Origin of the sequence: Allosphingosinicella sp. (assembly GCF_035626655.1) — a bacterium.
Lineage (GTDB): Bacteria > Pseudomonadota > Alphaproteobacteria > Sphingomonadales > Sphingomonadaceae > Allosphingosinicella.
Genome location: NZ_DASPNF010000011.1, coordinates 67,142 through 77,124 on the forward strand (window position 1 = coordinate 67,142; position 9,983 = coordinate 77,124).

Below are 9,983 nucleotides of genomic sequence, written 5' to 3' on the forward strand. Positions count from 1 at the left end.
TTGAGGGTTCCTCGTGCCTGGTTCGTATAGTTCGAGAGGCCTCGCGTGACCGACTTCGCCGACCTGATCCCCGCCCCGCCCGGCCGCTTCGACGGCATCAGCAGGCCCTATGGCCCGGAGGAGGTCGAAAGGCTGCGCGGCTCGGTACCCATAGAGCACAGCCTCGCCCGGCGCGGTGCCAACCGGCTCTGGGAGCTGCTGCACAGCGAGGATTATGTGCACGCGCTGGGCGCCGTGACCGGCAACCAGGCGATGCAGCAGGTCCGCGCCGGCCTCAAGGCCATCTATCTCTCCGGCTGGCAGGTCGCCGCCGACGCCAACACCGCCGGCGCCATGTATCCGGACCAGTCGCTCTACCCCGCCAATGCCGGGCCCGAGCTCTGCCGGCGGATCAACCGCACGCTGCAGCGCGCCGACCAGATCGAGCATATGGAGGGCGGCGCCAAACGAGACTGGTTCGCGCCGATCGTCGCCGACGCCGAGGCCGGCTTCGGCGGGCCGCTCAACTGCTTCGAGATCATGAAGGCCTATATCGAGGCCGGCGCCGCGGGCGTCCATTATGAGGACCAGCTCGCCGCCGAGAAGAAGTGCGGCCATCTCGGCGGCAAGGTGCTGATCCCGACCCAGGCGCATATCCGCAACCTCGACGCGGCCCGGCTCGCGGCCGACGTCTGCGGCGTGCCGACGATCCTCGTCGCCCGCACCGACGCGGAGAGCGCCAGGCTGATCACCTCGGACGTGGACGAACGCGACCGCGAGTTCCTCACCGGCGAGCGCACACCCGAGGGGTTCTTCCGCCTGAAGGAAGGCACCGGCGTCGAGCATTGCATCAGGCGCGGCCTCGCCTTCGCCGAGCATGCCGATCTGCTCTGGTGGGAGACCAGCCACCCGAATCTCGAGGACGCGAAGCGCTTCGCCGAGGCGATCCAGCGCGCGCATCCGGGCAAATTGATGGCCTATAATTGCTCGCCCAGCTTCAACTGGGAGGCGAAGCTGGACCGGGATACGATCGCCCGCTTCCAGCGCGAGCTCGGCGCGATGGGCTACAAGTTCCAGTTCGTGACCCTGGCCGGCTTCCACAGCCTCAACCATGGCATGTTCGAGCTCGCGCGCGGCTATCGGGAGCGCGGCATGGCCGCCTATTCCGAGCTGCAGCAGGCCGAGTTCGCCAGCGAGGCGGCCGGCTATACCGCGACCCGCCACCAGCGCGAGGTCGGCACCGGCTATTTCGACCTGGTCGCCCAGACGCTCGCCGGGGGCGAATCCTCGACCGCGGCCCTGGCGGAATCGACCGAGGCCGACCAGTTCACCCGACAGGCTGCGTAAGGAGAACCGGGATGACCACGCGTTACTGGATCGTCGGCGGCGAATATGAGGGGCCGGATTTCAGCGCCCTGATCCCCGGCAGCGAGACGATGGCCGGTCCGTTCGAGGACGAGCGCAAGGCGCGCAACGAATGGATGCGGCTGACCTACAGTCCGGGCACCGACCCGGCGACCACCCGCTATTCGATCGCCATGGAGACGATGCACTAGAGCATTTTCAGGTCGGGCTGACGGCCCGACGGCCCGGAAAATGCGGTGACAAGGATAAGAGAGGGCACCCCCCAAGGCCCCCCGGGAGAAAGGGCGCGGGAAGCATTGCCTCCCGCGCCCTTTCCACATTCGCGTCGCTGGAGCGGCTTCGGCGTTACGCCGGGAGCGCCGCCTTCGCCTGGGCGATGATGCCCTTGAAGGCCTCGCCCTCGTGCATCGCGATGTCGGCGAGGACCTTGCGGTCCAGCTCGACGCCGGCGAGCTTCAGGCCGTGCATGAAGCGGCCATAGGTCAGGCCCTCGGCGCGGACCGCGGCGTTGATGCGCTGGATCCAGAGCGCGCGGAAGCTGCGCTTCTTCACCTTGCGGTCGCGATAGGCATATTGCCCGGCCTTCTCGACGGCCTGGCGGGCGATGCGGATCGTGTTCTTGCGACGGCCATAATAGCCTTTCGCCTGCTCCAGGATCCTTTTGTGCTTGGCGCGCGTGGTGGTGCCGCGCTTGATGCGTGCCATGGGTCAGTACCTCCTTATTTCAGGCCGTAGGGCGCCCAGAGCTTCACCCGCGCCGTGTCGGCGTCGGCGAGCACTTCGGTGCCGCGGTTCTGGCGGATGTACTTGGCATTGTGGCTGATCAGGCGGTGGCGCTTGCCGGCGACGCCGTGCTTCACCTTGCCCGTCGCCGTGAGCTTGAAGCGCTTCTTCACGCCGCTCTTGGTCTTCAGTTTGGGCATTTTCGTCTCCTTTCGGATCCCCGCTTGCGCGGGGACAGGCGTTTGAGAACAGCCACGGCAGCCCTTGTTCGCCGGGCGGTTCGGTTCTTCCACAAGCTGGAAAGCAGGCGCCTATATGGGCGGACGCCCGAAAAGGCAAATGATTCGGCCCTCAGTCGAACAGGCTCGAGACGGAGCTTTCGTCCGCAATCCGCCGGATCGCCTCCGCCAGCAGGGGCGCGATGGTGAGCAGGCGGATTTTCGGCGTCGCCTCCGCGGATTCATAGGCGGCGATCGAATCGGTGATGACCAATTCGGCCAGCTCCGACTTGTCGACCCGCGCCGCTGCGGCGCCGGAGAGCACGCCGTGCGTGCAATAGGCGACCACGTCCTCGGCCCCCGCCTCCTTCAGCGCGCCGGCGGCGTTGCAGAGCGTGCCCGCCGAATCGACGATGTCGTCGATCAGGATGCAGAAGCGCCCCTCGACATCGCCGATGATGTTCATCACCTCGGATTCGCCGGCGCGCTCGCGGCGCTTGTCGACGATGGCGAGCGGGGCATTGTCGAGGCGCTTGGCGAGCGCACGGGCGCGGACCACGCCGCCGACGTCGGGCGAGACGACGGTGATCGGCCGGCCGGAGAAGCGCGCGCGGATGTCCTCCGACATGACCGGCGCGGCGTAGAGATTGTCCGTCGGGATATCGAAAAAGCCCTGGATCTGCCCAGCATGGAGGTCGACCGAGAGCACCCGGTTGGCGCCGGCGACGGTGATCAGGTTCGCGACCAATTTGGCCGAGATCGGCGTGCGCGGCCCCGGCTTCCGGTCCTGCCTCGCATAGCCGAAATAGGGCAGCACGGCCGTGATCCGCTTCGCCGAGGCGCGGCGCAGCGCATCGATGCAGATCAGCAATTCCATCAGATTGTCGTTGGCGGGATAGGCCGTGGACTGGACCACGAACACATCCTCGCCCCGGACATTCTCGAGGATCTCGACGAAAATCTCCTCGTCGGCGAAGCGGCGCACGCTCGCCTGGGTGATCTCCGTCTCCAGATATTGGGCGATCGCCTGCACGAGCGGCAGATTCGAATTGCCCGACAGCAGCTTCATCGGCCCGCTTTCCCTTCTTGCCCGGATTCACGCCTCCTTATTCAGAGGATATGAGAAGGGGAAGGGCATAGGAGCAGCTGGAGCAAGTGGCAGGGCGGATCGCCTTCACGCCGACTGAGGCGGATGTCGTCGCGGCGACGCGCGAGTGGATGCGCCGCAGCCTGCTGCAGCCGCGGACGAGGCTGGCCTTCTTCGGCACGGCGATGGCGGCCGCCCTGGTCGGCGCCGGCCTCGCGCTGCAGGCGGGCGCGCCGGCCGGCCGGGCAGGCTGGGTCGCGTCGGCCGCGGCGCTCGGCGGGTTGCTGCTCGTCGGCCTGATCCTGGCGCTGCGTCTCGCGCTCGCGCCGCACGCGGCGCGGCGCGGCTTCCGGCGCAACGCGGCGATGCAGGGGGAGCAGGTCTTCTCCTGGTCCGAGGAGGGCATCGGCACCGAGATGGCGGGGGAGAGAGCGGGCGTCGGCTGGAACGCGCTCCATCGCTGGGGCGAGTGGCCGGGCGGCTTCCTGTTCGCGGCCCCGGCGGGGGGCCTGTGGTTCGTGCCCCGCCATGCCTTGAGCCTCGACGAGGCAGCCGACCTGGCCGCCACCGCCCGGCGCTGTGGGCCGGCCAGGCTCTGACCCGCTTGCCGGGCGGGCGCCGGGGGCCTAGTCGCTCCGGGCAATGCATGTCGTCACCCGCTTCGCGCCTTCGCCCACCGGCCGGCTCCATGTCGGCAATATCCGCACGGCGCTGCACAACTGGCTCTGGGCGCGCAAGCAGGGGGGGCGCTTCCTGCTCCGGATCGACGATACGGACCGCGAGCGAAGCGAGGAGACCTATGTCGAGGCGATCCGCGCCGATCTCGCCTGGCTCGGCCTCGACATTGACGGCGAGGAGCGCCAGTCGGCCCGCTTCGGCGCCTATGAGGCGGCGCTGGCGCGGCTGGCCGCGGCGGGCTGCGCCTATCCGGCCTGGGAGAGTGCGCAGGAACTGGAGCTCAAGCGCAAGATCCAGCTCGGCCGCGGCAAGCCGCCCGTCTATGACCGCGCTGCGCTGGCGCTGACCGACGCTGACAAGGCGAGGTTCGAGGCCGAAGGACGCCGGCCGCACTGGCGCTTCAGGCTCGATCATGATGCGCCGATCGCCTGGGACGATCTGATCCGCGGGCCGCAGCAGCTGGAGCCGGCCCTGCTCAGCGATCCCGTGATCCGGCGCGCGGACGGCTCCTGGCTCTACATGCTGCCCAGCGTCGTCGACGACGTCGACATGGGCGTGACCCATGTCGTCCGCGGCGAGGACCATGTCACCAATACGGGCCTGCAGCTGCAGATGTTCGCGGCGCTCGGCGCGGCGCCGCCGGCCTTCGCGCACGAAGCGCTGCTGACCGGCTCGGAGGGCAAGCTCGCCAAAAGGCTCGGCTCGACCGGCGTCGAGGCGATGCGCGCGGCCGGGATCGAGCCCGAAGCCCTCATCGCCAAGCTCGCCCGGATCGGCACCAGCCTGCCGGTCGAGCCGGTGGCCGACCCGGCGCCCCTCATCGCCGGCTTCGATTTCGCCAGCTTCGGCCGCGCGCCGGCCCGCTTCGATCTTGCCGAGCTGGAGGCGCTGAATGCGCGGATCGTCCATCTTCTGCCCTTTGCGCGGGTGCGCGAGCGGCTGCCGGCAGGCATGGCCGAGGCGGACTGGGACGCGATCAGGCCCAATCTCAAGACGGTCGCCGAGGCGGCCGACTGGTGGGAGATTCTCCACGGCCATGTCGAGCAGGCGGCGGCGGAGGAGGATCGCTCCTTCCTGGCCGAAGCGGCGGCGGTTGCCGAGGCGATCGACTGGTCGGATTCGCCCTGGCCGCAGCTGGTCGCGCGGCTCAGGGAAAGCAGCGGCCGTGCCGGCAAATCGCTCTTCCATCCCCTGCGCCGGGCCCTCACCGGCCGCGACAGCGGCCCCGAAATGGGCGCCCTGCTTCCTTTGATCGGCCGCGACGAAACCGTCTCCCGCCTCCGCGCCGCCGCCGGCTGACCGGCCCCTGCCGTCGCAAAAATTCGCATCTCCCATTATGGTATAGTATAACATGACGATATAATGTATCATGAGTCGCACCAGAGAAGGAGAGGCTCATGTACGCGAACGGTTTTCTGGCAGAGAAGAGACGCAGCCCCGTCAGCCTTGCGGCCGTGATCGGGCTCCACGCCACGGCGCTCGGTGCAGTCATGCTGTTCGGCACCACCACCTTCATTCGGCAGGATCCGGGCGTGATCGAAACGATCCGGATCAGGCCCCTCCCGCCGCCGCCGCCGGAGGTGCCGCCGCCCCCGCCGCGGCCGGATCAGCCGATTCCGCAGCCGCGCGACGATCTAACGGTCACGCCGCCGGTCGCTCCGCCCCTGGGGCCGATGGCGGGACCGGTGACACCGCCCCAGCCGCCGCGCCCGCCAATCGCGGACCCCGGCCCCGTCCGGTTGGCCGAAGCGACGGTTCCGCGCATCCCGGAGCCGGTGCGCCAGGCGGCCGAGGTCGACCCGCGCTTCCGCGATGCGCTTCAGCCGCCTTATCCGCGCGAGCGGGAGCGGCTGCAGCAGGAGGGTCGGGTCCGGGTCAGGATCACGATCGGCACGGACGGACGGGTCACGGCGATCGAGCAATTGTCCGCGACCCAGGAGGACTTCTGGCGGGTCACGGAGCGGCAGGCGCGTAGCCGCTGGCGGTTCCGGCCGGCCACGGTCGACGGCCGCCCGGTGGTCTCGACGATGGTGATGACCGTCACCTTCCGCCTGCCGGAGGCTTGAGCCGGTGGCGGAAACCGGGGGCGGGGTGGCGAATCCGGCGTGGCGGGCCTATCTTGGCGCCATGTCCGTCCTCCCTCCCGTCTCCGGCCCGCGCGCGCTGCTTGCCGACCTCAGGCTGTTCTGGTCGACGCGCACGCGCGTGCAGTGGATCGCCGGCGGCCTGGCCCTCATCATCCCGATCGGGCTCGGCATCGCCTTCTGGCTCGACGGCAAGACCAATATCGCGCCCGGTCCGCAAATCACCTATATCCAGAGCTGGCCGGCCAACCGCACCGAGGCGGATACGCGGGCGAATGTCGAACGGGTCGCCGCCGAGAAGGCGCGCCGCGATGCCGCCCGCCAGCAGGACTTCCAGAACGCCGACAATACGCTGACCCGGATCGGGCTTTGACCGGAGCCCCCGGCGACGAGGGCTGGATGGCGGCGGCGATCGCGCTGGGCGAGCGCGGCCGCGGCCTCACCGCTCCCAATCCCTATGTCGGCTGCGTGATCGTGCAGGACGGCCGGGCCGTGGGCGAAGGCTGGACCCGGCCGGGCGGCCGCCCCCATGCCGAGGCGATGGCGCTCGCGGCGGCCGGCGCGGCCGCGCGCGGCGCGACCGTCTATGTGACGCTCGAGCCCTGCGCCCATGTCAGCGCGCGCGGCCCCGCCTGCGCGACCCTGCTCGTCGACGCCTGCCCGGCCAGGGTGGTGATCGGCGTCGGCGATCCCGATCCGCGGACCAACGGGCTCGGCATCGAGCGGCTGGAGACGGCCGGGATCGAGGTGATCACCGGCGTCCTGGCGCATGAAGCCGAGCACAGCATGGCGGGCTTCTTCACCCGGCTGCGGCTGGGCCGGCCGCGGGTGACGCTGAAGCTTGCAATGTCGATCGACGGGCGGATCGCCCTGGCTTCGGGCGAAAGCAAGTGGATCACAGGCGAGGAGGCGCGCGAGGACGTCCATCTCGAGCGCGCGCGCGCCGACATGATCCTGGTCGGGCGCGGCACCTGGGAGACGGACCGGCCGCGGCTGGACGTTCGCCTGCCGGGGCTCGAACATGCCTCGCCGCGCAAGGCGCTGCTGACCACCGGCGGCCCGGTCGAGGGTTTCGTCCGCCTCTCCAGTCCGCAGGCGATCCGCACGCTCAGCGACGTCAACGACTTGCTGGTCGAGGGCGGCGCGGAGACCGCCTCCGCCTTCCTCGCCGCCGACCTGGTCGACCGGCTGCTCATCTACCGCGCCCCGATCCTGATCGGCGAGGGCAAGCCGGGGGTCGGCGCGATCGGGCTCGAGGGCCTGGCCGACGCGCACGGCCGCTGGGCGCTCACCGGGACGCGCCAGCTTGGCAGCGACACGCTGCAAGTCTACGAACGCCAGCGCGATGTTCACGGGCATTATCACGGATAAGGGCCGGATCACGGCCGTCGAGGCGCGCGGGGACCTGCGCGTCACCGTCGCCACCGCCTATGAGATGGCGAGTGTCGATCTCGGCGCCTCCATCGCCTGCTCGGGTGTCTGCCTGACCGTGGTCGACAAGGGGGAAGGCTGGTTCGCGGTCGACGTCTCGGGCGAGACGCAGAGCCGGACGCCGCCTGGCATGTGGGCCGAGGGCCGACCGCTCAACCTGGAGCGCGCGCTGAAGGTCGGCGACGAACTTGGCGGCCATATCGTAACCGGCCATGTCGACGGGCTCGGCGAGGTCGCGGCGGTCGAGCCGGTGGGCGATTCGGTGCGGATCGGCATCGTCGCGCCGGCCGCGCTCGCCCCCTATATCGCCGCCAAGGGCTCGATCGCGCTGGACGGCGTCTCGCTGACCGTGAACGAGGTCCAGCCTTTTCCGGGCGGCGGTGCCGCCTTCTCGGTCAACATCATCCCCCATACGGCGCGCGAGACGGGCTTTGGCGATGTGAAGCCGGGCGACAGGATCAACATCGAGATCGACATATTGGCGCGCTATCTTGGGCGTATGCTCGACGTTCGCAACGCTGCAATGTGAATTTAGAAATGGCGAATCACATTCTGATGTGATACGCGGCGCAAATGAGCACCATCCTGATCGACCGCCTCTGCGACATGGTCGCCCAGGGCGAGATGAGCCGGGCCGGCCTCGCCCGCGCCGCCGGCCTGCATCCGAACAGCCTTCGCAAGCTGGGCGACAGCGACTGGAACCCGACCGCCGAGACCCTGCTCAAGCTGGAGAAATTCCTCGCCGGCGGCGCGCGCGGCGTCATGGCGTCGGCCGAGCAGATCATCGACGAGGCGCGCAACGGGCGCATGTTCATCCTGGTCGACGACGAGGACCGGGAGAATGAGGGCGACCTCGTCATCCCCGCGCAGATGGCGACGCCCGACGCGATCAACTTCATGGCCAAGCATGGCCGCGGCCTGATCTGCCTCGCTTTGTCGAAGGAACGGGTCGACCAGCTCGGCCTGCAGCCGATGAGCCGGGTCAACGGCACCCGCATGGAGACCGCCTTCACCGCCTCGATCGAGGCGCGGGAGGGAGTGACCACGGGCATTTCCGCCGCCGACCGGGCGCGCACCATCTCGGTCGCGATCGACGCCGCCAAGGGCCCCGAGCATATCGTCTCGCCGGGCCATGTCTTTCCCTTGACCGCGCGCGAGGGCGGCGTGCTGGTCCGCGCCGGCCACACCGAGGCGGCGGTGGACGTGGCGCGGCTCGCCGGGCTCAACCCGTCGGGCGTGATCTGCGAGATCATGTCGGACGACGGCACGATGGCGCGGATGGACGAGCTCTTCGCCTTCGCCCAGCTGCATAATCTGCGCATCGGCACGATCCGCGACCTGATCGCCTATCGCCTCCGGAAGGACCGGATCGTCGAGCTGACCGCCGAGGCGCAGTTCGAGAGCCGCTGGGGCGGCGGCTGGACCGCGAAGACCTTCCTCAACAAGGCCTCGGGCATGGAGCAGATCGCTTTGGTCAAGGGCCGCGTCGATCCGGACGCGCCGACTTTGGTGCGCATGCACGGCCTCTCGCTGATCCCCGACGTCTTCGCCGAGGAGGGGAAAAGAGGCGGCCTGCTCGAGGGCGCGATGAAGGTGATCGCCGAGGAGGGCGCCGGCGTGATCGTGGTGATCAACCGGGCCGCGCCCGACGCCTTCTCGCAGGCGCTCAAGGTCCGCTCGGGCGCTGCCTTGCCGGCCGATTCGGAGCAACTCCGCGATTATGGCGTCGGCGCCCAGATCCTCGCCGAGCTCGGCGTGCACGACATGATCCTCCTGACCAACAGCCACCACACGCCGGTCGCGCTCGCCGGCTACGGCCTCGCCATCGTCGGCGAGCGACCGATCCCGGGCGGGGAGGGTTGAGATGGCGAAGATCCTGATCGTCGAGGCGCGCTTCTATGGCCATCTGAACGATTTGCTGCTCGCCGGCGCCCGCGCCGCGATCGAGGCCGCGGGCCACAGCCACGAGACGGTCACCGTCCCGGGGGCGCTGGAAGTGCCTGGCGCGATCGCCTTGGCCGCCGAGAGTGGCCGCTATGACGGCTATGTCGCGCTCGGCGTGGTGATCCGCGGCGAGACCTGGCATTTCGAGATCGTCGCCGGCGAAAGCGCCCGCGCATTGATGGCGCTGACCCTGGACGGTCTCGCCATCGGCAACGGCATCCTCACCGTCGAGAACGAGGCGCAGGCGCTCGCCCGCGCCCGACCCGAAGAGAAAGACAAGGGCGGCGAAGCGGCCAGGGCCGCGCTCGCCATGCTCGCGCTCAGGGAGCGCTTCGCCTAGGGCGTGGACTCATAAGCTTTGAGCCAGAGTCGTGTTGAGGCGAGTGCGACGGCGGCGAGGAAGTTTCTGGCGAGCTTGTCGAAGCGGGTTGCGACGCGGCGGAACTGTTTGAGTTTGCAGAAGAACCGCTCGAC

At 69.3% G+C, this 9,983-nt stretch carries 13 protein-coding genes and 1 pseudogene; 10 read left to right on the forward strand and 4 right to left on the reverse strand.

Annotated features, from left to right (window positions below; genetic code table 11):
* Positions 1 to 45 precede the first annotated feature (45 nt).
* Positions 46 to 1,326, forward strand: coding sequence for an isocitrate lyase (aceA, locus tag VEC11_RS11625; RefSeq protein WP_464131390.1), 1,281 nt, complete (start codon positions 46 to 48; stop codon positions 1,324 to 1,326).
* 11 nt (positions 1,327 to 1,337) lie between these two features.
* On the forward strand, positions 1,338 to 1,535 hold the full coding sequence (locus tag VEC11_RS11630) for a DUF4170 domain-containing protein (protein WP_464131392.1): 198 nt from the start codon (positions 1,338 to 1,340) through the stop codon (positions 1,533 to 1,535).
* A 154-nt stretch (positions 1,536 to 1,689) separates the two neighbouring features.
* On the opposite strand, the gene rplT is transcribed toward VEC11_RS11630, so the two are convergent.
* The 3 genes from rplT to VEC11_RS11645 all read right to left on the reverse strand — a co-directional run bounded on the left by rplT (position 1,690) and on the right by VEC11_RS11645 (position 3,354).
* On the reverse strand, positions 1,690 to 2,049 hold the full coding sequence (gene rplT, locus VEC11_RS11635; RefSeq protein WP_464131394.1) for a 50S ribosomal protein L20: 360 nt from the start codon (positions 2,047 to 2,049) through the stop codon (positions 1,690 to 1,692).
* Positions 2,050 to 2,063: 14 nt separating this feature from the next.
* Positions 2,064 to 2,267 carry a 50S ribosomal protein L35 gene (gene rpmI / locus VEC11_RS11640; protein ID WP_029941637.1) on the reverse strand — a complete coding sequence of 68 codons (204 nt, stop codon included), beginning with the start codon at positions 2,265 to 2,267 and terminating at the stop codon, positions 2,064 to 2,066.
* A gap of 151 nt (positions 2,268 to 2,418) precedes the next feature.
* The gene (locus VEC11_RS11645) at positions 2,419 to 3,354 is read right to left on the reverse strand and encodes a ribose-phosphate pyrophosphokinase (RefSeq protein WP_464131396.1); all 936 of its coding nucleotides are present in this window, start codon (positions 3,352 to 3,354) and stop codon (positions 2,419 to 2,421) included.
* An 86-nt stretch (positions 3,355 to 3,440) separates the two neighbouring features.
* On the opposite strand from VEC11_RS11645, the gene VEC11_RS11650 reads away from it, so the two are divergent.
* The 8 genes from VEC11_RS11650 (at position 3,441) to ribH (ending at position 9,849) form a co-directional block, all read left to right on the forward strand.
* A complete protein-coding gene (locus VEC11_RS11650; RefSeq protein WP_464131398.1) occupies positions 3,441 to 3,971 on the forward strand; it encodes a YcxB family protein in 531 nt (176 codons plus the stop codon).
* Between the two features lie 43 nt (positions 3,972 to 4,014).
* On the forward strand, positions 4,015 to 5,349 hold the full coding sequence (gene gltX / locus VEC11_RS11655) for a glutamate--tRNA ligase (RefSeq protein ID WP_464131400.1): 1,335 nt from the start codon (positions 4,015 to 4,017) through the stop codon (positions 5,347 to 5,349).
* Between the two features lie 98 nt (positions 5,350 to 5,447).
* On the forward strand, positions 5,448 to 6,116 hold the full coding sequence (locus VEC11_RS11660) for an energy transducer TonB (protein ID WP_464131402.1): 669 nt from the start codon (positions 5,448 to 5,450) through the stop codon (positions 6,114 to 6,116).
* 61 nt (positions 6,117 to 6,177) lie between these two features.
* Positions 6,178 to 6,507 (forward strand): hypothetical protein, encoded by a 330-nt coding sequence (locus VEC11_RS11665; RefSeq protein ID WP_464131404.1) that lies wholly within the window; start codon positions 6,178 to 6,180, stop codon positions 6,505 to 6,507.
* A gap of 26 nt (positions 6,508 to 6,533) precedes the next feature.
* Positions 6,534 to 7,505: a bifunctional diaminohydroxyphosphoribosylaminopyrimidine deaminase/5-amino-6-(5-phosphoribosylamino)uracil reductase RibD gene (gene ribD, locus VEC11_RS11670; protein ID WP_464131419.1), complete on the forward strand. Its 972-nt coding sequence runs from the start codon at positions 6,534 to 6,536 to the stop codon at positions 7,503 to 7,505.
* Entirely contained in the window at positions 7,480 to 8,094 is a 615-nt protein-coding gene (locus tag VEC11_RS11675) for a riboflavin synthase (protein ID WP_464131406.1), read from the forward strand. Before ribD ends, VEC11_RS11675 begins: the two co-directional genes overlap by 26 nt.
* Before the next feature lie 44 nt (positions 8,095 to 8,138).
* Positions 8,139 to 9,428, forward strand: coding sequence for a 3,4-dihydroxy-2-butanone-4-phosphate synthase (ribB, locus tag VEC11_RS11680; RefSeq protein WP_464131408.1), 1,290 nt, complete (start codon positions 8,139 to 8,141; stop codon positions 9,426 to 9,428).
* 1 nt (position 9,429) lies between these two features.
* Positions 9,430 to 9,849, forward strand: a complete 420-nt coding sequence (gene ribH, locus VEC11_RS11685) for a 6,7-dimethyl-8-ribityllumazine synthase (RefSeq protein WP_464131410.1) — start codon at positions 9,430 to 9,432, stop codon at positions 9,847 to 9,849.
* On the opposite strand, the pseudogene VEC11_RS11690 reads toward ribH, so the two are convergent.
* A pseudogene (locus VEC11_RS11690) lies at positions 9,846 to 9,983 on the reverse strand (IS5/IS1182 family transposase); the annotation flags it as partial. The gene ribH and the pseudogene VEC11_RS11690 overlap by 4 nt on opposite strands.

Excerpts from the sequence above, each read along its gene's own strand:
- VEC11_RS11630 (WP_464131392.1), top strand. The coding sequence starts at position 1,338 with ATGACCACGCGTTACTGGATCGTCGGCGGCGAATATGAGGGGCCGGAT.
- rplT (WP_464131394.1), bottom strand. The coding sequence starts at position 2,049 with ATGGCACGCATCAAGCGCGGCACCACCACGCGCGCCAAGCACAAAAGG.
- rpmI (WP_029941637.1), bottom strand. The coding sequence starts at position 2,267 with ATGCCCAAACTGAAGACCAAGAGCGGCGTGAAGAAGCGCTTCAAGCTC.
- VEC11_RS11645 (WP_464131396.1), bottom strand. The coding sequence starts at position 3,354 with ATGAAGCTGCTGTCGGGCAATTCGAATCTGCCGCTCGTGCAGGCGATC.
- gltX (WP_464131400.1), top strand. The coding sequence starts at position 4,015 with ATGCATGTCGTCACCCGCTTCGCGCCTTCGCCCACCGGCCGGCTCCAT.
- VEC11_RS11660 (WP_464131402.1), top strand. The coding sequence starts at position 5,448 with ATGTACGCGAACGGTTTTCTGGCAGAGAAGAGACGCAGCCCCGTCAGC.
- VEC11_RS11665 (WP_464131404.1), top strand. The coding sequence starts at position 6,178 with ATGTCCGTCCTCCCTCCCGTCTCCGGCCCGCGCGCGCTGCTTGCCGAC.
- ribD (WP_464131419.1), top strand. The coding sequence starts at position 6,534 with ATGGCGGCGGCGATCGCGCTGGGCGAGCGCGGCCGCGGCCTCACCGCT.
- VEC11_RS11675 (WP_464131406.1), top strand. The coding sequence starts at position 7,480 with ATGTTCACGGGCATTATCACGGATAAGGGCCGGATCACGGCCGTCGAG.
- ribB (WP_464131408.1), top strand. The coding sequence starts at position 8,139 with ATGAGCACCATCCTGATCGACCGCCTCTGCGACATGGTCGCCCAGGGC.
- ribH (WP_464131410.1), top strand. The coding sequence starts at position 9,430 with ATGGCGAAGATCCTGATCGTCGAGGCGCGCTTCTATGGCCATCTGAAC.